This is a genomic window from Bifidobacterium sp. wkB338, assembly GCF_003688325.1.
GTDB lineage: Bacteria > Actinomycetota > Actinomycetes > Actinomycetales > Bifidobacteriaceae > Bombiscardovia > Bombiscardovia polysaccharolytica.
The window spans coordinates 366,442-390,730 of sequence record NZ_NPOR01000011.1 but is presented as its reverse complement, the minus strand read 5'-3'; the positions used below and the strand labels follow the sequence as shown (position 1 = coordinate 390,730).

Annotated in this window: 13 protein-coding genes and 2 tRNA genes; 2 read left to right on the top strand and 13 right to left on the bottom strand. The window is 63.4% G+C overall.

Translation table 11 applies throughout. The features are described 5' to 3' along the window. The 7 genes from CI603_RS03085 to CI603_RS03055 form a co-directional block, all read right to left on the bottom strand. A partial coding sequence (locus CI603_RS03085) for an ABC transporter substrate-binding protein (protein WP_121912983.1) occupies nucleotides 1-1,056 on the bottom strand: 1,056 nt, incomplete at its 3' end. Between the two features lie 392 nt (nucleotides 1,057-1,448). Next, nucleotides 1,449-1,940 carry a holo-ACP synthase gene (locus CI603_RS03080; protein ID WP_259465458.1) on the bottom strand — a complete coding sequence of 164 codons (492 nt, stop codon included), beginning with the start codon at nucleotides 1,938-1,940 and terminating at the stop codon, nucleotides 1,449-1,451. Between the two features lie 333 nt (nucleotides 1,941-2,273). Continuing rightward, a tRNA-Gly gene (locus CI603_RS03075) sits at nucleotides 2,274-2,347 on the bottom strand. Nucleotides 2,348-3,015: 668 nt separating this feature from the next. After that, nucleotides 3,016-12,375, bottom strand: coding sequence for a type I polyketide synthase (locus CI603_RS03070; protein ID WP_121912982.1), 9,360 nt, complete (start codon nucleotides 12,373-12,375; stop codon nucleotides 3,016-3,018). A gap of 51 nt (nucleotides 12,376-12,426) precedes the next feature. Further along, nucleotides 12,427-13,998, bottom strand: a complete 1,572-nt coding sequence (locus tag CI603_RS03065) for an acyl-CoA carboxylase subunit beta (RefSeq protein ID WP_121912981.1) — start codon at nucleotides 13,996-13,998, stop codon at nucleotides 12,427-12,429. Next, the gene (locus CI603_RS03060; protein ID WP_046323362.1) at nucleotides 13,995-15,830 is read right to left on the bottom strand and encodes a biotin carboxylase N-terminal domain-containing protein; all 1,836 of its coding nucleotides are present in this window, start codon (nucleotides 15,828-15,830) and stop codon (nucleotides 13,995-13,997) included. Before CI603_RS03060 ends, CI603_RS03065 begins: the two co-directional genes overlap by 4 nt. Before the next feature lie 64 nt (nucleotides 15,831-15,894). Beyond that, entirely contained in the window at nucleotides 15,895-17,001 is a 1,107-nt protein-coding gene (locus tag CI603_RS03055; protein WP_147438273.1) for a biotin--[acetyl-CoA-carboxylase] ligase, read from the bottom strand. A gap of 177 nt (nucleotides 17,002-17,178) precedes the next feature. Between CI603_RS03055 and CI603_RS08935 the strand changes: the two genes are divergently transcribed. Further along, a complete protein-coding gene (locus CI603_RS08935) occupies nucleotides 17,179-19,071 on the top strand; it encodes a DUF6020 family protein (RefSeq protein ID WP_147438272.1) in 1,893 nt (630 codons plus the stop codon). Further along, nucleotides 19,068-20,300 (top strand): CdaR family transcriptional regulator, encoded by a 1,233-nt coding sequence (locus tag CI603_RS03035; protein WP_121912976.1) that lies wholly within the window; start codon nucleotides 19,068-19,070, stop codon nucleotides 20,298-20,300. The genes CI603_RS08935 and CI603_RS03035 overlap by 4 nt, the downstream gene beginning before the upstream one ends. Nucleotides 20,301-20,390: 90 nt before the next feature. Here the strand turns inward: CI603_RS03035 and rplA are convergent, their stop codons facing one another. The 6 genes from rplA to CI603_RS03005 form a co-directional block, all read right to left on the bottom strand. Next, nucleotides 20,391-21,080: a 50S ribosomal protein L1 gene (gene rplA / locus CI603_RS03030; protein WP_121912975.1), complete on the bottom strand. Its 690-nt coding sequence runs from the start codon at nucleotides 21,078-21,080 to the stop codon at nucleotides 20,391-20,393. A 64-nt stretch (nucleotides 21,081-21,144) separates the two neighbouring features. Next, entirely contained in the window at nucleotides 21,145-21,576 is a 432-nt protein-coding gene (gene rplK, locus CI603_RS03025; protein ID WP_015022451.1) for a 50S ribosomal protein L11, read from the bottom strand. 138 nt (nucleotides 21,577-21,714) lie between these two features. Beyond that, nucleotides 21,715-22,557 (bottom strand): transcription termination/antitermination protein NusG, encoded by an 843-nt coding sequence (nusG, locus tag CI603_RS03020; RefSeq protein ID WP_121912974.1) that lies wholly within the window; start codon nucleotides 22,555-22,557, stop codon nucleotides 21,715-21,717. A gap of 30 nt (nucleotides 22,558-22,587) precedes the next feature. Beyond that, nucleotides 22,588-22,812 (bottom strand): preprotein translocase subunit SecE, encoded by a 225-nt coding sequence (gene secE / locus CI603_RS03015; RefSeq protein ID WP_046323894.1) that lies wholly within the window; start codon nucleotides 22,810-22,812, stop codon nucleotides 22,588-22,590. Nucleotides 22,813-22,856: 44 nt separating this feature from the next. Continuing rightward, a tRNA-Trp gene (locus CI603_RS03010) sits at nucleotides 22,857-22,932 on the bottom strand. 120 nt (nucleotides 22,933-23,052) lie between these two features. Continuing rightward, nucleotides 23,053-24,261: a pyridoxal phosphate-dependent aminotransferase gene (locus tag CI603_RS03005; RefSeq protein ID WP_183122222.1), complete on the bottom strand. Its 1,209-nt coding sequence runs from the start codon at nucleotides 24,259-24,261 to the stop codon at nucleotides 23,053-23,055. Nucleotides 24,262-24,289: the final 28 nt, after the last annotated feature.

The following is a 24,289-nucleotide window of genomic DNA, read 5'->3' as shown; positions in this document are numbered from 1 at the left end:
GATGGCAGCCGTGAAGGTCTTAGTCGAAGGAATTAATCCTGCACCATCCTGTATGGCCTTGAGGCCCTGATCAGAAGCAAGATAGGTCAGGAACTTTTCAGCGGAGGCAAGCTTGTCGCCGCTGATCTTGGCATTAATGGCATATCCGGAATCAGCAGATCCTGGGGCCCAAGATTCGTCACCTTTATGCAGCATGGGAATGCGCCCGAAGGCAAAATTGATTCCAGCCTGCTTAAATGGCTTGACATCCCAGTAACCCGAAGGCATGACGGCCAAACGTCCGGAGGCGAATTCTGAACGCACCTGATCATCACCCAGACCAGTCACATCCGAACTCATGACATTCTGAGCAAAGAGCTTTTGCCATTGCTCGTAGTACTTGGTGTAGGAATCTGCGAAGCTGCTTTCGTGATCGCCGATTTGTTGGTCTATTGTCTTCGATTGTCCAGAGGAATCGTTACCAATCCAAGCCTCCACCGGAGCACCTAGTCCTGACTTAGGCTCAAGGTAGGGTTTCTGGACTCCTGCGTCTTTCAGCTTCTTGAGCATAACCAAGAACTCATCCCATGTCTCAGGAATATTGTCATACCCAGCCTTGCGCAGGAGATCCTTGTTATAAGCAAAGGCATTCGACCAAGCCGTGGTCGACATAGACCATATCTTTCCGTCGACCGTGGACTGCTGCTTGTTTGTGTCGCCGATATTCTTCATAAATGACTCATTGGTCAAATCCTTGACAACCTTGTTTTTGACGAGCACAGACAGTTGTTCTGGAGGCGCCACGAACACATCTGCCAACTGCCCTCCTGAGATACGGGTCTGCAAGGTCTGTTGATAACCAGCTTGTGCTCCGTTGGTAGTGGTGAATTTGATTTTGATATCTGGGTTAGCCTTGGCAAAGCCATCCAACACAGGCTTATAGGCTTCCTTAGTATTGTTGGCGAAGAAAGTGATCTCCTTCCCGCTGCTCGTTGACCCGGCTCCGCATGCCGCCAGTGGGAACAGCAACGCCGCCGCCCCTATTACTGCCAGAGCTTTCATACTGCGTTTCATCATCACTTACCCTCCTTGGTAAGAGGCAATGCCCGAGGCACGGCCAGGCCATGAAGTCATCATGTCTTGGTCGTTTCTACTATTGTCGGTTTTCATTATGCACCAATGACATTAAGCATGCAAATCGGCATAGTTGCAGCATATATTCGGTTGTCATTTTTTCTATATCATGTCAATTTTTCTAAAGCAGAATAAAATTTCATCTTGATTGTCCATGAATTATATAGGTAGACTCTTCGTAGCTATGCCAATCAAAGCCACTCATACATATCTAGGTTGTTGATTCTTCATCAAACTGACCAACATGCCATATAAATGACTGTGGTCAGACAGTACAGCCTTCACCATGATTCAGAGCCTGATGTGCTGTTTAGGCGATTCCGAATAGTTTAGATTCAGACACACCTGCACAAAAGCACGACCGCTGAAGCCATCGGTCCGTCATGGCTGAGAGCAATGTGCCAGCATAACTGCACTCGGTCGACCTGACCCCCGGTTAGAGGCAAGGAATCGTAAAGCCTGGCTTCTACGGAAGGCTCTAGATTGACGCTCGGCCGACCCCGGCCATCATCCAAGATCTCCACACCACTCCAAGGAAAATCATCCAAACCATAGGGCGATGACTCAGGTCCCAGCGCCTGCGACCATGCCTTGATCACCGACTCCTTGCCGGCCCAGCGCACGGCCAAGTGTGCCGCTGTGTCGTCATGCTTGAGCAGGGCCCGCTGCTGGGCCTGCCGCCGCTCCCGAGGCGAAAACAAGCTTGTCATACGCGTGCCAGGCATAGCCAGCTGCCGGCCAAACTCCTTCAGGTCGACTAGGTCATGTCCCAACCCCAGCACTTGTCCAAACCCGGCATCTTCCATAGGCCCGAGTATGCCCCTCATCGGCCACCGCAGCAAATCATCCGATCAGAAATTGAGGATTCCGCACCCCCCCCCGCTGTGTCATATTGATAGCTAAGTTCCTGAGCGAACGACTGCAGGGGGATAAAGAAGATTTCGCCATATTAGCAACAGGAGTCACAACGCTGGCATGACGCTGTTGGACAGCTCTGTAGCCACTACCATCCAGCAGTCTCCGCTGTGTAGCCTATCGTGTACCCACTTAGCCCGTAAAGTACCGAATACTAGGGAGAATCTCACTCAGTCAGGCCTGATCCTGACCACTCCAAGTGGTTGAGAAACCCGTCGAAAATCCCGGAATATCAACGATTATCGTGGAGCGGGCGGCGGGAATCGAACCCGCGTAATCAGTTTGGAAGACTGAGGCTCTACCATTGAGCTACGCCCGCGAAGCCGTTGGCTCGGTAAACAGCATAGCACATGGGCCAGCTAGAACATGCGGTCAATTAATCATTGCGTGGTTTTATTCAGTGATAAACCTATGTAGGCATCACTGGGCAGAGCCTTGTACAACATGGAATCCTGCCCACAGCTGAAGGGGAAAATATCGGCGTGGCTATGATGGTCGGGCTTCTCGCCATGAGTATTATGACAACAAACCACAGCCGCAGGAATTCCATAACAGCGGCCACTAACACCAACACTTCGTACGAGTAAGCGGTCGGACGACTCCCCAAAGACAAGTCCGGCCATTCGGGTGGCCCAGCAATAACCCCAAGTAAAATCTGGGCCACCCATCTACTTTTTTATACCTTTTCATGAGCAGGAGCCAAACACCGTCAGGTCGTAAAGGCCGCCTGCCCCTCAAACAGCATTGAAGCAAGACAAGGGATGACCATAGCCAAGCCTGACGTACCCAGGGACATTTCATCCACTCTCCCGCGAAGAAAGCGATCACCCGAGTACGAGCAGCTGATGAGCATCCGCCCCATAACCCCATAACAAAAGGGGAGGTGAGCCGTTTGGCTCACCTCCCTGATCAGCGCAGTGTTTGAGCTCTTACCGATTTCCCATCTCCCACTGAAAAGAATAGAAAACCGACCAATTCACGCTGCTCTCAGCCCCGGTCGTAGTAGCCGTCGGCACCCAGGCGGGCCTGGGGATCCAGCAGCATGGCCTTCTCGACCTCATGACCCACATACCCGTGGCCGTCCTCATGGAAGCGACGGTTGTCTATGGGCTCGTAGAGCGGCGCCCGACCCATGCGGCCCTCCTCCAGGCGACGCTGGCCAGCGGCTAGACGGTCGTTGGCCCGTCGACGCCACTCGTCCAGGGCCTCCTGGCCGGAGGTCTGGAGCACAGCAGCTTCGAAGGCTCCAGGGCTGACGATGACCCCTATGCCGGAGACATGGCCGAAGCCCAGGGATGTGACCAGTCCAGCCTTGACCCTGCCCACCTTCAGAGGCTGTTCCAGCCAGACCAGATGGTCGTCGCGCCTCAGGACCGGATCCACGCAATCCAGGGAGGCATTGGCCGGGATGACACCGGACCGGAAGAGCTGGGTGAGCCCGTTGATCTGGAAGATGCAGGCGCCGCCCTTGGCATGGCCGGTCAGGCTCTTCTGGGAGATGACGTAGAGCGGGTTGCCGTCCGTCCGCCCGATGGCGTGGGCCAAGGTGTTGTGCAGCTCGGACTCGTTGGGGTCGTTGGCATTGGTGGAGGTGTCATGCTTGGAGACCACGGCGATGTCGTCGGGGTCCACGCCCAGCTTGGCCAGCGAGCGCACCAGGTCCGAGTCCCTGCCGCCCATGCCGGCGGCCAGAGCCCCCAGCCCGGGTGCGGGGATGGAGGTGTGGGCGCCGTCCGCGAAGGAGTGGATGTACCCGACCACGCCAGCCACGGGCAGACCCATACGCAGGGCGATGTCGCCGCGGGTCAGCAGTATGGTCCCGCCGCCCTGGGACTCCAGGAAGCCGCCGCGACGACGGTCGTTGGCCCGGGAGAAGAACCTGGGCTGAATGCCCTTGGCATACATCTCGGCGGAATCGGCGGTGGCGTTCATGTTGCCGAAGCCGATGACCGACTCCACGCCGATGTCGTCGATGGCGCCCGTGACCACGAAGTCCGCCTTGCCCAAGGCGATCTTGTCAGCGCCCTCCTCAAGGGAGACCGCAGCCGTGGCGCAGGCCGAGACCGGCTGGACCATGTTGCCGTATCCGCCGATGTAGGACTGCATGACGTGCGCGGCCACCACGTTGGGCAGAGCCTCCTGAAGGATGTCTGTGGGAATCTCCTTGCCCAGGAAGCGGTCCAGGTAGAGCTTGCGCATGGAGGCCATGCCGCCGAAGCCGGTCCCCTGGGTGGAGGCCACCTTCGAGGGATGGACAGCCTGGAGGATCTCCACAGGGGTGAATCCGGCCGACAGGTAGGCATCCACGGTGGTCACGATGTTCCAGAGGGCGATCTCGTCCACGTCCCCGACCATGGAGGCGGGAATGCCCCACTTGACCGGGTCGAAGCCCTGGGGGAACTGGCCGCCCACGGTCCTGGACATGGTGGCCCGACGTGGCACGCGGATACGGGAGCCGGGCAGGCGGGTGACGGTCCACTCGCCGGACTGCTCGTCGTGGGCGATGCTGGTGTGGTCCGGATCCTGGGCCACGTACTCCTGAGCCATATCCTTGGTGGGCACCGAGAAGGCCACGTCGTGATCCAGGAAGACGTCGACCTCCTCTTCGTTGGTGCCCTGTCGGTAGTCGGAACCCATGCCGTCGTCGAAGGGACGGATGCCGGAGCGGGCCACCACCTGGTCGTGGTAGCGCTCGGCAATGTCCTGCTCGGGCACCAGCTCGCCGTCGGTGTCGTACCAGCCCGGCTTGGGGCTGTCCTGCCACTCGACCAGACCCATGTTCCAGGCCAGTTCGAGGACGGCCGCGGCACTCAGGTCGACCTGACCATCCGAATGGATGCCCATCTCGGCCTCGAAGCGGGTGCGGCCGGAGCCCCAGGGACCCATCTCACCGATGGAGACGATGACGATCTGATCCTCGGGACGAGCGGTCACGCCCTGCCAATCCTGCAGGTCCACCGGGGCCTGGGCGGGCACCCGGGGTGTGGGCAGAGCCTTGATGACCCGGCCCGGATCCTTGTCTGCATCTGCGGGAGCATCTCCGGACTTCCCGGTTGGAGCCGGTGTCGACGAATCGCCGTCCTGGGCAGCCTCGGCCTTCAGGGCCTTGAGGTCCAGCGGGCTGGAGCCCAGGCCACCGGTCAGGTCTGCCTTAAGCGGGGCCTGGAGAGCCTGCTGGCGGGCCTGCACAGTGCACAACTCCAGCAGGGAATCGGCCATCTGCCTGGTTGAGTATGTGTGAATGCCGTGACGCTCCACCACCTGGACCAGCGGATCATTGCCGCCCATGAGCCCGGTGCCCCGGACCCAGCCGATCAGCGGGTGGGCGAAGGTTACACGGCCGGACCAGTCCTGTTCGGGGCGGGACCGGTTGACGATAGCATCCAGTGCGGCCTTGACCTCCCCGTAGGCTCCGTCGCCGCCGAACATGCCACGGTTGGGCGAGCCTGGCAGAACCACATGCAGACGGTGGTCGACGTCGGTGTCCGCCCCGATGCCGGCGAACCCGGCAATCTGGCGTTCCAGGCTCCAGAGCATGAGCCGGGCCTGGGACTCGAAAAGCCGGCCCGAGTCGGCCATGGTCCCGTGCATGGCGGGTGCTGCGAAGGGCAACAGCAGGGTGGGCTCGTAGGCGGGCTTGAGCACGGTGGTCGTGGCCCCCGTGGTCTTGCGCTGCTCATTGCCCACCCAGTCGACCAAAGCGTCCACATCCCGGTAGCTGGACAGGTTGGCAGGAACGATCCAGAGACGAGCACCGCCCACGGCATGGCGACGGTAGAGGTCACGGGCCCAGATGACAGTCTGCGGCTTCAAGGAGTGGAAGACAGCGATGACCGTCGCCCCACCCTCCAAGAGGCCCGCAGTCAGAGATCCTGCGATGGACTTGGGGGCCACGCCGGTGACCACGGCCACGTCCTTGGCGAACTGTGCTGCGGTCTGGTCCGAGTCGGCAGGGGTCATGGCCTGATCGGCGATGCCGCTGAAGACCCGGGCCAAATCCTGCTCGCCGCGTTTGTCTGCCTGCTCGGCGTACCAGACGGCCTGATCGTGCACCTCGCGTCCGGCTCCTACGAAGCTCAGACGGCTGCGGTCATCATCATGCTCGTGGTAGATGTGAGCCAGATCCTCTCGGGCGCTGGCCCAGCGGTCGTCGAAGAGGACGGCGCGTGAGGCCTCGAAGCGTGGTTCCACCTGCTCGGGCCAGTCGCTGCCCAGCTCGGCATTGACGGCGGCCACAACGGCAGCATCCTCATTCTCGCCAGGCTGGACGGCCGGGGGTTCAAGCCCCAGCTTGTCCAGGAGGAAGCGGGCGGTAGAGGCCAGCACGCCCTCAGAGCCGGTCACCTGAGCCGCGAAGGCATCAAGGGCAGCGGAGTCGACCACGGCACCGCCAGCGGCACCACCTGCAGAGGGCATGGAGACCGTGACACCGTGACGCTGGGCCACCTGCTGAACGGCCTGGTCAATCAGCGCGTTGGCCGCAGGCACTGTGGAGACGGCTTCAGTGGGCAGGAGCGCCAGATCACCGCCACGCGAGGAGGCACCCTCACGGGTGTCCAGGACCAGACTGGCCACGGTGGCCGAAACCCAGCCCGCACCCAGCTGCCAGACATCGGAGACCCGTTGCTCAACCTGCTGCAGCTTGAGGCCGGAGGGGCCGAAGAGGTCACGGATGCGCTCACGCACGATGTCGGAGAGCACCGGGCCAAAGGGCCGATAGTTAGGAGCCACCTTGTTCACCAAGGCGCTCAGATCGGTCATGCTGGCCTCGGCTGCACCATCCACGCTGGCCACACCCAGCTCCGAGCTGATGTCCATCAGCAGCTGGTTGCGCCTGGAGGAGACGCCATTGGTCAGGGTGTCGGTGGTATCGGTCTGCCCGATCTGCTCGGGTCGAATCTTGGTGGAGTAGGCCAGCAGGACGGCGATGGCGTCCGATGCCTTGAAGGGCAGGTCGGCCACATCGGCACCCGACGGACCAGCGGTCGCCGGGGCCGGAGCAGGAGCCGAATCCTCGGCTGCTGCAGGGGCAGGAGCCGAAGCTGGATCCGGATTCGATGCCGGGGCGGGAGCAGCAGCCTGAGCAAGTTCAGTACTGGAGTCGTGGGCCGGAGCTGCGGGCTCCTCCTCCACTGTGGCCATGGGATCGGTGTCGGTCAGATAGACCCGGCTCTCGTCCCTGCCCAGGTTGTAGACGCTCACGTGACGCTCGCGGAAGTCAGGCAGCTTCAGGGTCTTGGTGCCCAGGTTGGCCAGGGTGGGTGAATGGCCCAGTCCCACCTCAATCAGCTGCTCCACGCCCAGGCCGCCCTGTTCAGGGGCGTCGAACATGATCGCCTGGGTCTCGATCCACCGCACAGGAGAGGCGAACTGCCAGGAGAGCAGCTCAGTCAGCAGCAGACGACCCAGCTTCTGGTCGTCAGCCGCATACTGGTCCCAAACCTGGGGATCGCCCAGAGCCTGCTTGATGCGCTCGGAGGGAACCACCTCCAGGATGGAGGCCGCGAACTCCTTGGTCATCTGGAAGGGCCGTGCAACCAGGTTGGGTATGTAGCGACCCTCCAGGCGGGAGTAGTCAATGTGCTCGGGCAGCAGGGCGTCCAGGGTATCGCGGAACTCGGGCACCCCCTTGCGCAGCAGGGTGGAGTGGAAGGGCACGTCGATGCCGGGCACGTACATGAAGGCCGGCTTGCCGCCCGCCTCCTTGGCCTGACGGTTGGCATCGGCACGCAGATACTCCAGACCGGCGATGGTCCCGGCCACGGCGTACTGCTGGCCGGCCAGGTTGTAGTTGACGATCTCCAGGAATTCGCCGCACTCCTTAGATACGGACGCCACATACTGCTTGACGCCGGAGTCGCCCACGCCGAACTGGTTTGGACGCAGGGCGCCCATCCGGTAGTTGCTGCGCCCCTGGTCGTCGCGTTCGATCAGGGAGTGCATGGTGGACCCACGGTGAAAGACCAGCTCCAGAACCGTCTCCAGGGACATGACCCCGGCGAAGGAGCTCAGGGCGTTGTACTCGCCCAGGGAGTGGCCGGCGAAGTAGGCGGGCCAGATGTCCATGCCGGACTCGCGCAGGCGGGCGGTCTGGGCGAAGGCCACGGTGGCCAGGGCCACCTGGGTGAACTGGGTCAGGTTGAGCAGACCCTCAGGATGGTGGTAGGTGACCCCCTTGGCTGTAAGGGTATGCGGGTTGTCACGCACCACGGCCAGGATGGAGAACCCCAGCTTGCTACGGGTCAGGGCATCGGCCCGCTCCCAGGTCTCACGGGCGGCCGGGGACTTGGCACGCTCATCCAGGACCATGCCCTGCTGCTGGATCCCCTGGCCTGGGTAGACGTAGGCGGTCCTCGGGGCCCGAGCTATTGCCGTGCCGCGGGAGACCAGCTGGCCGTCGATCCTGCAGGTGACCTCCAGGACCAGGCCGCCATGGCGAACCTTGCCCACACGCTCCAGGCTGATCTCCACCTTGTCGCCCAGCTGGACCATGCCGTACATGTTGTAGGTCCATCCGGCGATCTCGTAGTGGACGCCCTGCTCGTCAGTGGCCTGGGCCGCGTACTGGGCGGTGGCCGACAGCCACATGCCGTGCACCAGCGGCGCAGACAGACCGGAGACCGCCGCTCCTCGCTTGGACGTGTGGATGGGATTGAAGTCACCGGAAGTGCGTGCGAAAGCGGTCATGTCCTTGGGGGCGGTGACGGTGACGCGACGCAACAGCCTACGGGGTGTGTCCACCGTGTCGGCGCGGATGCCGCCATATTCGGGAGCCTCCTGGGGCAGCTGGTCGCTGTAGGCGCGGCCACGGATGGCGAAACGCTCGACCTCGCGGGCCAGCACGGTTCCGTCCTGGGCGGCGTGGACCACATGGATGGTCACCACCCGACCGGAGGCTGACTCCTGGTAGGGCTCGGCCCAGCTGGTCAGTTCAATCCGCTGGCCGGTGTGCTCCAGCAGGCGCTTCTCGCTGACCTCCAACTCGATCAGATGGTCCAGATGGACCGCGTTGAGCAGTCCCTCGATGATGGGGAAGCCATCCACATAGACGGATCCCAGGGCTGCGTAGATGGCCGGCCAGGCCGGACCCACCAGAGCGTCGGGAGCGAAGCCGGAGGGGATCAGTGCATCGGGCAGGGCACCTCCGGTGGCCGCCTCATGGTCGAAGCCCAGGTTGGCCGCCAGTGTGTAGCCGCTGTGGGCCAAACCGAAGGGGTGGTCCTGGTCGTCATCATCCTTCTCGATGACAGGCATGGCCTCCAGCTTGTCGCCGGTGATGGAGGTATTGCCGATGCCGGCTGTGTCGGCCAGCATGGCGTAGACGTCCTTGGGCAGGCGGCTGCGGTCAACCACCGGGAAGAGGCCGACCTGGTCGCTCTTGAGGGTCAGAGGCACGACGATGTCACGCACCGCATGCCGGTCCAGACCGCCGTCGGGATCGTCGTCCCAGTAGGTGTCCAGATGGATGTCCAGATCGTAGTGCTCGCCCTGGTCGTCCTGGCCGGTGGCGGTGATGGTGTAATTGGGGTCGTCCATGGCCGTGCCGTAGGCCGGATTGGCCATCAGGTGTCCCACCCAGGAGATGTTGGGGCTGCGGCGGATGAACTCCTGTGCGTCAGCGGCGCCTGCCAGCTGGCTGTAAGCCTTGGCGGGACCGCTGTCCAGGCCACGCACCCGATCTATGGCCGCCTGCTCGAATCGTCCCAGAATGGAGGCCACCGGCTCGTCCACCGTGGTGATGCCCGCCACGGAGATGGGTCCGGGGATGGCCCTGACCGAGTCGGCACCGTAGCGGGGATCCTCGGACTGCCAGAGCTGGTCCTGACCCCACCAGCGCAGCAGATCGTTGTCGATGACCGGCACGAAGGGCATGGGCTTGGGGTACTCGCGCACCAGGACGGGGAACCAGGCCACGTCGGTGGGCACCACCTTGAGCTCGGCTGCCTGGGGATAGGCCTCGTGCAGCCGTCGAAGCGCCTGCTCGGGCTCGGCAACATCCTGCCTGGAGGCGAAGATGGAGTCGAACTCGCCGCTCTGACGCTCGCAGACACGGGCCTCGATGCGCCGCAGCAGGTGCAGGAAGCGGTCGATGTAGGTGTCATCGGCCCAGGGGTAGGCCAGGTCGGCGAAACGTTGGGCCCAGTCCTGGTAGGTCATGGTCTCCAGATCGCCGAAGTAGGGCTTGGCGGTCTTGTTCAGGGCCTCGATGATCTCTGCGCGACGGGTCTCCAGCTCCTCGGGGTGCTTCATAACCCGGACCAGCAGGCGGCCGCACTCGGCTGAGGAGTTCTCCATCTCGTAGATGTCGGCGTGCAGATGGCTCAGGCCGGAGCCCACACCTCCCACAGACTTGCCGCTGGGCACCCACTTCTCACCCATGGGGGCGAAGGGGTCCGGATCGGGGGTGGAGCTGTCGATGCCAAGGGTGGCCACCAGAGCCCGCTTGATCTCAGGATTGGTGTGGGCCTCCTTGGCGGTCATGGCCGCTGTGCCGATCATGACGCCGTCCACGGGCATGTCCGGCAGGTGGTAGGCACGGGACCACTGACCACTGATGTAGTCGGCCGCCCGCTCAGGGGTGCCGATGCCGCCGCCAGCCACGAGCACGATGTTGGGGCAGGCACGAACCTCGGCATAGGTGGTCGAGAGCAGGTCGTCCAGGGACTCCCAGGAGTGGTGGCCTCCTGCGGCCCCGCCCTCGACCTCCATCAAAATGTGGGTGGGTGCGACCTTGCGGGCGATGGCCACGACCTGACGGATCTGGTCCACCGTACCGGGCTTGAAGGCCACGTAGGGGAAGCCTTCCTCGTTGAGCTGACGGATCAGGGTCACGGCCTCGTCCAGCTCGGGGATGCCGGCAGAGATGACCACACCGTCGATGGGGGTGCCGGAGGCGCGCTTCTTTGGCACGATGTGCTGGCTGCCGAACTGGAGGTTCCACAGGTAGCGGTCCATGAACATGGCGTTGAACTCGACCGTGCGGCCCTCCTGCAGCTGGTCCTCCAGCTGGGACACATGGCGGTCGAAGACCTCGGCGGTCACCTGACCGCCGCCGGCAAGTTCGGCCCAGTAGCCTGCGTTGGCGGCTGCAGCCACGATTTCAGGCTCCACAGTGGTCGGGGTCATGCCGGCCAGCATGACCGGGGGCTTGCCGGTCAACCGGCTGAAAGCAGTCTCCACCCGGGGGCCAGCCGGGGTCTCAAGCAGACGGGGGGCCAGCTTGGACCAGTCCTGGGTTCGGGCCGGATCCTCCTCCATGGTGGACAGCTGCGCGCGCCGGGCCTGGTTGGAGGCCTCGACCACACCAACACCGGTGCCCTGGACCAGGTTGTCCACCAGCTTGCCCAGGGTCTCGCCCGGGCCCAGATCCACCAGCCAGAGGGAGGCGGCATCCTGCTGGTCCATGACCTCGGCGATTCGGCCGGCCCAGTCGGCATGGTTGAGCAGGACCTCCTCAGCCAGAACCCGGGCACGCTCGGTGTCCAGACCGCAGCGGGAGGCCCATTCCACGCTCAGATCCACGGCTTCCTTCATGAGCGGGGAGTGGAAGGGCAGGGTCACATCCAGGTACTCCAGAACCGGCGAGAAGGCGGTTCCGCCACGGACCTTGTCTTCGCGCAGTTGGCGCTGATGCTCGCTCTCCTTGCCAGCCTCGATGGCAAAGGCGGCCAGATCCTCCGGATAGCCGGACAGGACCAGGTTGCGATCCGAGTTGGTCACGGCCACGCTGATGGGGCCGCGAGCGCCAGGCACCCGGTCGACCAGAACCTCCACCTGATGGCGGGTGGCCCCGCGCACCGAAAGCATAGGGGTGGCCTCACCCTGGCGGTGGATGCCCAGACGACGGGCCTGACGAGTGCCAGCCGTGCCGATCAGCATGGCGGTGGCCAGAATCTGGTCAATGGCACCCTGGGCAGCCTTGAGGGATCCGGCAGCCTGAATCTCCTGAACCATGTGAACGCCGATGATGCCCTGGGAGTGCCCCAGCAGGGCCACCGGACGGGCCTGGGCCGCGTCGTAGCCCAGCTGGTCCATATCCATGAGGGCGCCCAGCTGGACCAGGGCGATGCCGGGCACGCTGACCGCCGCGTCGGCGGCCGGCCCCAGCCTGACCGGGTCGGGCCTGTAGCCGAACATATCCAGCTGACGACCGTTGGTGGCCAGCAGGTCGGGCTTGACTGCCCTAAGCAGGTCGGTGGCCGCCGCCATGCGCTCCTTCAGGGCCTTGTCGATGTCAGGATCGCCCTGCAGATCGGCCAGGGCCACGGTCCAGGGGTTGGACTGGCCGGCGAACATGAGCGCGTGCGGCTGCTCAGCGAGACGGTTGATGAAGAATGTACTGGTCATGATGTCCTATTCATAGAGAGTTGGTGATTGCTGATAATGACGAGGGGAAGTTCACAGAGGCTGGTTGCCGTGGTGCTTGTCGTTGACCCTGACGCGTTGCTTGTCTGCCAGGAGGTCCATGGCCTGAACCAGGACCGGTCTGGTCTGCTCGGGGTCGATCATGCCGTCCAGCTCGCCCATCTCCAGGGAGAGATTGGCGTTGACGGTGCTGGTTTCGTACTCCTGGGCCAGCCTGTTTCGCAGCTCATCCACGTCCCGGCCGGCCTCCTTGGCCTCCTGCAGGTCGCGCCGGTGGATGATGTTGACCGCGCCCTGGGCTCCCAGCACGGCGATCTGCGAGGAGGGCCAGGCGTAGTTGAGGTCCGCGCCGATGGCCTTGGAGCCCATGACGATGTAGGAGCCGCCAAAGGCCTTGCGCAGCACAATGGTGACCATGGGCACCTGGGCGTTGGCATAGGCGTAGATGACCTTGGCCCCCCGGCGGATGATGCCGGCGTGCTCCTGGTCCGATCCCGGCTTGTAGCCAGGGGTGTCCACCAGGGTGATGACCGGCAGATTGAAGGCGTCGCAGAGGCGGACAAAGCGGGCCAGCTTCTCGGAGGATTCCACATCCAGGCTGCCTGCGTCCACCATGGGCTGGTTGGCCACGATTCCCACCGGCCGGCCCTCCAGGCAGGCGAAGCCCACAACGATGGACCGGGCGTAGAGCTCCTGGACCTGAACCAGCTCGCCGTAGTCGACGATGGCGTGGATGACGTCCAGCACGTCGTAGGGCTGCCGGTCGTTCTCGGGGATGACCGTGGCCAGGCGTTTGGCGGCCTGGCGCTCGGCATGGCCGGAGATGAAAGCGTACCGGGGAGGCTCCTGTCCGCTGTTGGCAGGCAGGTAGGCCAGGACGGTCCTGGCGTAGTCGATGGCGTCGGCCTCGTCCTCACCCAGGTAGTGGGCCACGCCGGAACGGGTGTTGTGCACGTAGCCGCCGCCCAGCTGGTCCATGCTGATGGTCTCGCCGGTGGCCGCCTTGACAACATCAGGACCAGTGACGAACATGTCGGAGTTCTCCTTGGTCATGATGATCAGGTCGGTCAGCGCCGGGCAGTAGACAGCACCGCCTGCGCAGGGCCCCAGGATCAGGGAAATCTGCGGAACGAAGCCGCTGGCCTGACAGGTCTTGCGAAAGATGCGTCCGTACTGGGTCAAGGCAGCCACACCCTCCTGGATGCGGGCGCCGCCCGAGTCGATCATGGCCACGATGGGGACCTTGATACGCAGGGCCATGTCCATGAGCCGGCAGATCTTCTCGCCCTCGGCCCGGCCCAGGGTGCCGCCCCTAACGGAGAAGTCCTGGGCATAGACGCCGACCTTGCGCCCGTAGACCAGGCCGAAGCCGGTGATGACCGCAGAGCCCGCCCGGTCCCCGGCGATGTCGCCGCCGGCGAAGCGGCCCACCTCCTCGAAGGTGTCCTTGTCGAAAAGCAGATCCAAACGCTCCCGGGCGGTTTGCTTGCCCTTGGCATGCTGACGGTCGCGGGCGTGCTCCTCGGCCTGCTTGGCCAGGGCGGCGGCCCGGTGGACGCCCTGGCGCACCGGCTGGGAGCCCAAGGTGGATTCGGTGACGCTCATGCCTGCTCCTCCCCGCCCAGATCCAGGGTGACCAGGGTCTGGCCCGGATCCACCCCTTGTGCCACGGACACATCGATGGTCTTCACACGCCCCTTGGCCGGGGCATAGACGTAGTTCTCCATCTTCATGGACTCCAGAACCACCAGCAGGTCGCCCTTGTCCACCTCCTGGTCGGGGGCCACGTTGATGCGGGTGACCACCGCCTGCATGGTGGCTACGATGATGCCGGACCGGGCTGCATCCTGCCGGGGGGCGCCAGGCTCCTGATCCCGAAGCCCGCGCCCGCGCAGGGGCTGCCGGGGCCGGGAAATGCCGCCATGGCCGCCGACGCCGCCCATGCCTCCCAGCAGTGACTGGGGCAGGGCCAACCTGACCCGCTTGTCGTCGATCTCCACGTTGTAGGTCTCCATGGGATCGCTGTCCCGGTCCTGTTCCTGGGCGGAGGCGCCGGAGACCGAGGCTGGCTGGCCGCTGCCGTTGGAGGCAGGCTCCACATTCAGGTAAACCCGTTCCAGCCACTTGGTCGACACATCGAAGGAGTGCCCGTCCTCGGCGGTGAACTCGGGGTTGGTGAAGATCTTCTGGAAGAGGCCGGCCGGGGTGGGGACCCCGCTGATGCTCATCTCGCGCAGGGCCCGGCGAACCCTGGCCACGGCGGCCGGGCGGTCCTGGGCGGTCACGATCAGCTTGCCCATCATGGAGTCGTCCCTGGGCGAGACCGTGTCGCCCACCTCGACACCCGAGTCCACGCGGATGCCGGGGCCGGAAGGCCACTGAATCGACTCGATGGTCCCTGAGCTGGGGGTCAGGTTGGTGGCCGGGTCCTCGCTGGTGATGCGCAGCTCGAAGCTGTGGCCTCGGGGCGGAGGCGCCACATTCAGGGAGCCGCCGTCAGCGATCCGCAGTTGCTCGCGGACCAGGTCCAGTCCGCAGACCTGCTCGCTGACCGTATGCTCCACCTGCAGCCGGGGGTTGACCTCCATGAAGTAGACGTCATCCCTGGGAGTGACCAGAAACTCGCAGGTGCCCAGGCCCACATAGCCCACCGTGTCGAACAGACGGCGGGAGAACCCCTCCAGCTGGGCGATCACATCGTCGGACAGGAAGGGAGCCGGGGCCTCCTCCACCAGCTTCTGGTTGCGGCGCTGAACCGAGCAGTCCCTGGTGGAATAGACGGTGAACTGGCCGTGGCTGTCCCTGCCGGACTGGGTCTCCACATGTCGGGCGCGGTCCACGAACTTCTCGATGAAGTAGTCGCCCAGGTCGCCGCCCTGAAGAGCATCATGGTTCATGTAGAAGGTGCGCAGCTCGTCGCTGTCGTTGATCAGGGTTATCCCCCGGCCGCCGCCGCCGTCAGCCTTCTTCATCATGACCGGATAGCCGTGCTCGTCGGCGAAGTCCAGCAGGGGGCGCATGTCGGTGACGGGCTCGCTCAGGCCAGGCACCACAGGCACCCTGGCCCGCTCGGCCACCTTGCAGGCGGTGATCTTGTCGCCCAGCTCGTCCAGGACCTCTGGATCCGGCCCCACCCAGGTGATGCCCGCATCAAGCACCTTGCGGGCGAAGGAGGAGAACTCGGACAGGAAGCCGTATCCCGGGTGAAGGGCATCAGCGCCGGCCCGGCGGGCGATGGAGACGATCAGATCCTCGTTCAGGTAGGTCTCCATGTTGGTGTCCCCAGGCAGGAGGTAGGCCTCATCCGCCATCTGGGCATAGGGGGCATCCCGATCCTGGTCGGCATAGACGGCCACGGTGGCGATGCCCATCTCCTGGGCTGTGCGCACAACCCGCAGGGCTATCTCGCCGCGGTTGGCGATCAGCAGTTTTTTCATTCCCCTCTCCTCACTGGTTGATCAAGGGTGATTGGACTGACGGAAAGCATGAACAGGGTGGGGATTAGGCCCCCACAGCGGCCACTTCAGGCAGGACACCCACGTCTGCCGTAGATACGTCGACCTGGTCGCCATCCGTCAGCTGCACCCGCAGGGAGGCATCCGGGTTGATCTCCAAAGCACGGCCCTCCACGGGCTCACCGGCCACGGGGACGACCCTGACCCGCTTGCCCAGCGTCCAGCTGAGCGCGGCAATCCGCGAGCGAAGACCCTGGGGCCCGTTCAAGGTCCTATCCAGCGAACCGTCAAGGCCAAGGGGGGCCATCTCCTCGCTCAGGTGCCAGCTGATGGCATCGACCAGATCGTCGCGAAGGGTCTGATAGTCGGGCAGGTCCTGGTAATGCAGCTGCAAGGATGTGGACTCCGCAATGGGCAGCGCCTGCCGTGGCAGGAACAGGTTGATGCCGATGCCGACAACCAGGGCCGACCAGTCCTGATCCACCCGGACCAGTTCGCAGAGGATACCCCCCAGCTTGGCCCCGCGGCAAAACAGATCATTGGGCCATTTGAGGGTCAGGACCCTTTCAGGGTCGCCGCCGTCAGCCAGCGGGCAGCCGTGGTACTCAAGCACATCCTGCAGGCCTTCCAGAGCAGCCAGCCCCGCCACCATGGGCATCCATCCGCCAAAGGGTCCAGTCAGCAGTCCGGTGGGCAGCGGCAGGGCCCAAGTGGCCAGCAGGGAGCATCGGGCCTGATTGACCCAGGTTCGGGCAAGACGACCGCGGCACCGGGATTGCGCATCGGCAACCGCTACACTCAGCGGCATGGTGCTCTTCCCGGCGCCCGGCCATCGCCGAATACCCCTACTTGCGACTCTTCCCTCGTACCGTGTAGTCGTAGAAACACCCTGACGGGCATTTTTTCGAGGCGTATCTTCGGCTTTTCCCCTTGTGCCAGAGGCCAGTCCCTTCACGGTCTCCGTGCTCGTTGTCGATTCACCGCCCCCAAACAGCCGCTCGACCCGGTCGCGCGCATCCGAATACGTCGAGGCTTCCAGAGCATGAGCCACGAGCGTATTGGTCGAATCGACGGTGTCGAGCACCACGATCGAGGAGAGTACGCCGCTGTCCAGCGATGCCGAAGGCTGCCACTTGATATTCTGATGAGGCACGCGTTCCACTATACGGCACAAGGGGTCAGCCCCGGTAGCGAACCACCCACAAAAGCGGCGCCCGATTTTTGTATCTTTTCACAGGCGACCATTGGATAGCTCAGAGCGCATCCTCGGACAGGCACTGGATAAAATGGGGAAGCCGTACACCAGGCATGACCCGCGAAAGGGGTTCTTTTGAGCGCAGACAGCGGACGGGCGCAAGCGAGAGAGGTGGGCGAACAACCTGTGCAGACATCTGCCTTGCAGACCGGGAGACCTGGGTCTCGTGCATCCCGGACCGTCGGCCTTGTCCTGGCCTTGCTGGCCTGCCTCTGGATTGCCTTCTGCACTGGACTGGGCCCCATCTACCGGCAGCAGGGTTCGCTGACACAGGTGGGTCTGCTCCAGGTGCTGATCATGCTGGGAACCCTGGCCATCTGCCTAGCACTGGTCCTGGTCTGCCGCCGGATTCTGCTGGGTTGCAAACCCCTCAGGATGCCGCAGCGGCTGACCGCCCTGGCACAGCGCCCACGGATGCGTGCCTACGCGGCCTTCATCACCAGACAAACCAGCGGCTGGCGACCCATCATGCGTCTGCTCCTGCTGGGCTGGGCCTGGGCCTTTCTTACCCTGCTGGCCGCCTACGGGGCCGACCTGTATGCACAGGCCCAGGAATGCGCCAACTTCCTGGCTCAGCTGCAGGGCGATCAGCCCCCCTACGGCGGCAATGCCTTCACCCAGATGGACGTCTACCCCATCGGTCATTACCTGTGGCCTGTTCACCCGGCCTTCCTGACCGACCAGCACAACATAGTGCTGACCCTGTTTTACGGGATGACCATCATGGCCTCCAACCATCTGACCGGATCCTATGACGCGGGCATCGTACTCCTAGCGGGGTTGCAGGTGATCTTTGCGGCCTTCTGCTGCGCCGTCACTGCCGACCGCTTCCTGCGTGGCAGTAAAACCGAACATTTCGGGGCCCTGGCCCGCACCCTGGTCATGATCTTCTTCCTCTTCTCCCCCTTTGTAGTCTTCAGCACCTTCAGCCTGACCAAATCCCCACTCTTCGCCTTCGCCTTCGTCTGGTGGTTCGGCATCTGGCACCAGCTGGAGTCAGCGGACAAGAACTCGCCACTGTACGCAAGCCAGGCGGCCCGACTGCGACCTGCCCTCGCCTTGAGCACCCTGACCATGCTGATCAGCGCCAAGTATGGCCTTTACATCGTCCTGGCCCAGCTGGTTCTGGCCCTGATCATCCACCGTCGCCAGTGGGCCACCATCCTGATAGGTCTCCTGCTGCCCCTGGTCCTGTTCACAGGGGTGACCGGCGCCCTGACGGCCACAGGGACGGTCATCAAGGGCGACCCAGTGGAGAGCCGCAGCATCCAACTGCAGCAGATCGCCCGGGTGGCCCAGCGCAATCCTCAGGGGATTCCGGCCCAGGCGAGGGCCGACCTTGAGCCCATCATGGACCTGGACAATGCCGCCATCCAGTACACCCCCTGGGAGGCAGACCGGGTCAAGTCCTCGGGCAACCAGCCCAAACTGATCGTCTATCGATGGAGAACCGTCACGCCCGAGCAGCTGTCCCGGCTGAATCAGGCCTGGCTCCAGGTGGGACGACGCAACCCGATGATCTACCTGGATGCCTTCATGGCCGAATCCTACGGGTACTTCGACCCCGGCGACCCTGCCTACGTGGCCATGTCCTACTACATCAACAACGGCTACGTGCAGAACTCGGGCTCCTGGCTGGCGGCCTGGTGCCATGACTGGCGCAATGGGGTGACCGGATTCGTCAGAACCTGGGCAGACACCCCCCTGCTGGGCCTGGTGGCACGGGCCAACTTCTGGGTGGTGGCCGCCCTGCTGCTGATCGTCGCCCGCCTGGCAGCCGGCCACTGGCGCGGGGCCCTGGGCTGGTTCCCCCTCCTGCTGATCATGGGGGTCATGATCACCGCCCCAGCCAACAACTTCGAACGGCACATGCTGCCGGTGGACATGGCAGTGCCCTTCCTGATCCTGGACATGGTCCGGCAGAGCCGCCGTGCCCGCGCCGAAAACCTGATGGACCGGCCGACATGATCGGCAAGTCGAAGCGGTCCAGACCGAAGGACGATGAACCTGCCGAGGCGCAGCAAGCTCACCGGGCACCTACTGCCTCCGATGCCGCCATGGAGCAGATTCTCCTGAAGACACTGGATCATCTGCAGGAGGCGTTGCCCTGGGCCAGGTCCTTGCCCGCTGATGGACACAGAACCTTAGAGGGGGCCATTCAAACGGCTCTGGACGACCTGCTGTCCCGACTTGACACCCAAGGCACTGAAGACAGCGAAGTCCCCTCACCCGTACCAGCCGAGCTCTCCCGAAGCCTAGGTCCGCACAGAGCCATGGAGCTGACCCAGGTCATTCTGGACATGCTTGAGGAGGCTGGCCGGACCATGGGAGCCGAAGGGGAACGAGCCACACTGGTCTACACCCGCCAAGCCGCCACCGCAGCAGCCGAGCTCTACGCCGACCTGGCAGAGACGCGGAGCGGCCGCAAGGCAGTAACGGAGTCGAGGATCATTCGGCATCTGATCGAGAAAACGGCAGACACACGGACGGTGGATGATCTGGCCCGTTTAGGCTGGCCGACCGAATTCGACTGCTTCGCTGTCGTCGGCGAGGCCCAGGGCAACGATGACGGGCAGGGCATGGAGAACGCCCGCCAGCCCATACACACCACGGTGGTCCGTCAAGGTGGCAGGGCTCTGGTGGGCGAGAGCGAGGGGCTCATGGTGGTCCTGATCAATCCCGACCGGTCAGGCACCCCAGCCGACTTCTGCGCATCCATCCTGCGGTTCTTCACCGACGAATCAGCTGTCTGCCTGGGACCTCTCCGCCATGGAATCTCCGGTGCGGAAGACTCCATCCGAGCTGCCCTGAGCACGCATGCGGCGGCTCCAGCAGTGGCTGACCCCATCACTGCCGCCCTACCCAGACCACTGCACGCCGACGATCTTCTGCCCGAACGAGCTCTGAACGGAGACACGGACGCTGCCGACCAGCTCTATCAAGAGGTCTATATGAGCCTGGCTGGACAGGACCCGGACGGGCCTCTGCCGACCACGCTGCTCACCTTTCTGCGCTCGGGCAACTCGCTGGAAGTCACCGCCAAGAAGCTAGGCATCCATCCCAACACCGTGCGCTACCGGTTGAGGCGCTGTGTGGAGGTGACTGGCTGGGATGCTATGGACCCGCGAGAATCCTTCGTCCTCCAGGCGGCCCTGATCATCGGCAGAATCCGCAGATCGCATCCGGGCGCTGACTGACTGATACCGGACCAACTGCCGTAAGACCAAGATGTAAAAAGGGCGGGAACCCGAAGGTCTCCCGCCCTGGAAGTAAACAGTCGAACTGACTCAGAGCACCGCGGTGTCCAGAGGAACGCCCGGGCCCATGGTGGTGGTGACGGTGGCCTTGGTGATGTAGCGGCCCTTGACCGTGGCCGGCTTCAGACGCTTGATCTCCTCGTCGACCGCGTGGAAGTTCTCCTCCAGAGCCTGCTGCTCGAAGGAAACCTTGCCCACCGGGAAGCTCAGGTTGCCGTTCTTGTCCACACGGAACTCGATACGTCCGGCCTTGATCTCGGCGACCGCCTTGGCCACATCCATGGTCACGGTGCCGGTCTTGGGGTTGGGCATGAGGCCACGGGGACCCAACACGCGGCCCAGGCGACCGACCTTGCCCATCATGTCGGGGGTGGCCACCACGGCATCAAAGTCCAGATAGCCGCCGGCGACCTTGGTTACCAGCTCGTCGTCGCCAACCTCGTCAGCTCCGGCCTCAGCGGCTGCAGTCGCCTGAGGACCACGGGCGAAGACCAGGACGCGCACGGTCTTGCCGGTGCCGTTGGGCAGGCTGACGGTGCCGCGAACCAGCTGGTCGGCCTTGCGGGGATCGACGTTCAGGCGGTAGACGGCCTCCACGGTCTCGTCAAACCCGCGCTTAGGCATGCTCTTGAGCAGGGCGATGCCCTCCTCGGGGGTGTACAGGTTGGTGCGATCGACCTTCTCGGCCGCTTCGCGGTACTTCTTGGAACGCTTGGTCATCTGCTTCTCCTATCAGCAGTCGCGGTGCGGGCAAGCGTATGCCCTACCGCTCACAACAAAAAATTCAGTCGGTGACGGTGATGCCCATGGATCGGGCGGTGCCTTCAATGATCTTCATCCCGGCCTCGACGTCACGAGCCGACAGATCCTCCATCTTGGTCTGGGCGATCTCGCGGACCTGGGCCTTGGTGACGGATCCCACCTTGGTGGTCAGCGGGTTGCCGGCACCCTTGGAGACGCCGGCCGCCTTGCGCAGCAGGTCTGCTGCCGGCGGGGTCTTGGTGATGAAGGTGAAGGAACGATCCTCGTAGACAGTGATGATGCAGGGGATGACCTGGCCCATCTTGTCCTTGGTGGCATCGTTGTACTGCTTGCAGAAGTCCATGATGTTCACGCCATGGGAACCCAGTGCGGGGCCCAGCGGGGGCGCGGGGTTGGCCTTGCCGGCCTCTATCTGCACCTTGATCAGCGCGGTGACTTTCTTCTTTGCAGCCATATGCTGGTTCTTCTTTCTACGAAGCGGTGATGTCGGAGACCATAGGTCCCCTCCCGCAACCTGTTCTTTCCCAATGCGCTCCACAAGGGAGCACAAGCTCGACGATTATCTCATCGACCGGGGACCGGCCGACAGCGCTCAGACGATCTTTTCGACCTGGTCGAAGCCCAGCTCAACAGGGGTGTCCCTGCCGAAGATGGAGACCAGAACGGTCAACTTCTGCGTGGTGGGCTCGACATCAGAGACCACGGCGGCCATGGTGGCGAAGGGTCCTTCAGTGACGGTGACCTGATCACCGACGGCGTAGGAGACCTCCATGGTGCGCTTCTTGGCAGCCTCGGGTTTGTCTCCAGCGGCCTTCAAGGCCTCGGAAGCAATCATGGGGGCCATCATCTGGACGACCTCTTTGCGGGTCAGCGGAGCCGGCTCCTTACTGGGACCGACGAACCCGGTGACGCCCTCGGTGTCGCGGATGATGCGGCGGGCGTTCTCATCTGGCCACATGCGAATCAGCACATAGCCGGGCACACGCACGCGGGTGACGACCTTCTTGCCCTTGTCGGTGTGCTTTTCGACCTCCTCCATGGGAATCTCCACCTGGAAGACTTTGTCCTCCAAGCCGAAGGAGGCCACGCGGGACTCCACGTTGGCCTTGACGCGCTTCTCGTAGCCGGAGTAAGTGTGCAGAACGTACCACTTGCCCTCAAGAGTGCGCAGCTTCTTGGAGAACTCGTCCACGGCACGCTGACCCGGATCCTCCTGGTCAGCCTGGTCGTCAGAATCGGAAGAATCTACCTGGGTATCCTTGGCCTGGGCAGATTCGGCGGATGCCTTGTCCTGCTCAGCCTGCTCCGAAGAGGTTCCGAGCTGCTGATCCTGGACCTGGGCATCCTCCTGCGCGGGGGCGTCGACGGATGCCGACGGGACCGACTCAGTTGCCTGATCGGGGTCCAGTCCCTCTCTGGTCAGATCATCACTCATGGATCACTCCACCTTCTACCTTGTCACGGCTCAGCCGAATATCAGGAGGGCTAGTTTGCCCAGCCCGAAGTCCATCGCAGTCACGAAGATCATCAGCAGGAGCACAAAGATGAAGACGGCCACGGACCAGCCCACCAGTTCCTTGCCCGTGGGGGTCACGACCTTGCGGATCTCATCGATGACCTGCTTGATGAAGAGCCCGATACGCATGAAGAAGTTCGGCTTGGCTTCCTCAGCCCCATCCTTCTGTGCCATGGTCATCCATCCTTCGTTTGTTCTGCATCATCTGCTGCAAGCCTTGGCAGGGAAGGCGGGACTCGAACCCACAACCTACGGTTTTGGAGACCGTTGCGCTACCAATTGCGCCACTTCCCTATCGGAACTTCCAACCAGCCTACTCGACAGGGAGGAAAAACCGCCAAATGGCAAGTCTAGCCTAAAGGATGGATTGCGTCCAACCGTGTTGCCACCATAGCATTTCGCTCAGGAGCCGGATCAGGCGCTGATCCAGTCCCCAAGACGCCGCATGCCCTCGGCCAGGTCGTCATCGGCCAGCGCATAGGAGAAGCGCAGGCAGCCAGGCGCGCCGAAGGCCTCGCCTGGCACGGCCGCCACCTGGATCTGCTCCAGGATGACCTCGGCCAGCTCACCCGAGGTGGCACAGACCGTACCTTGTGGACCCGCTGGCTGATTCAGCAGGCCAGTCACGTCGGCAAAGGCGTAGAAGGCACCCAGGGGTTCAGGGCAGGTCACACCCTGCATGGCGTTCAAGGCATCCACGATGGCCCGCCGACGCAGGGCGAAGGCCGACCGCATGGCCTCCACGTCCTCCAAACCGCCGGTCAGGGCCGCCAGGGCCGCCTGCTGGGAGACGTTGGCCACGTTGGAGGTCATATGTCCCTGAAGCTTGGCGGCCGCCTTGGCCACCGGCAGGGGGGCAATCAGCCAGCCCACCCGCCAGCCGGTCATGGCATAGGTCTTGGCCACACCGTTGACCACAATCAGCTGATTGCGCACCTGGGGCACCAGAGCGCCCGGATAGGGGGTGTGCGCTTCCTGGTAGGTCAAATGCTCGTAGATCTCGTCGCTGATCACCCAGATCTGGTGCTCCACAGCCCAACGGCCCACAGCTGCCACCAGGTCGTCGTCCCAGACCGTCCCGGTTGGGTTGGCAGGCACGTTGAGAATGATGGCGCGCGTGCGCTCGGTCCGGGCCGCCTCCAGCTGCTCCAGGCTGGGGATATAGCCATGGTCGGCTCCGCTGAGCACGGGGACCGGCCGGCCGCCGGCCAGCAGAACCATCTGTGGATAACTGGTCCAGTAGGGTGCAGGGATGATGACCTCATCGCCAGGATTCAACAGGATCTGAAAAGTCTCATAGACGGCCTGCTTGCCACCGTTGGTAACCACCACCTGATCCGGGTCGATCTGGTAACCCGAGTCGCGCAGGGTCTTGTCGGCGATGGCCTGTTTAAGTTGGGGCAGGCCCGCCGTGGGCGTATAGCGATGGTTGCTCGGATCCAGGCAGGCTCGGGCCGCTGCCTGCACGATGTGGTCAGGCGTGGGAAAGTTGGGTTCGCCGGCACCGAAGCTGATCACATTCATGCCCTGGGCCTTCATGGCCTTGGCTTTCGAATCCACGGCCAGAGTGGCACTGGGGGCCACCGCATCTATGCGTCTGCTCAGGGTCTGCCATTGCGCCATAGTCATGCTGTCATGCTACCGCCCGCCA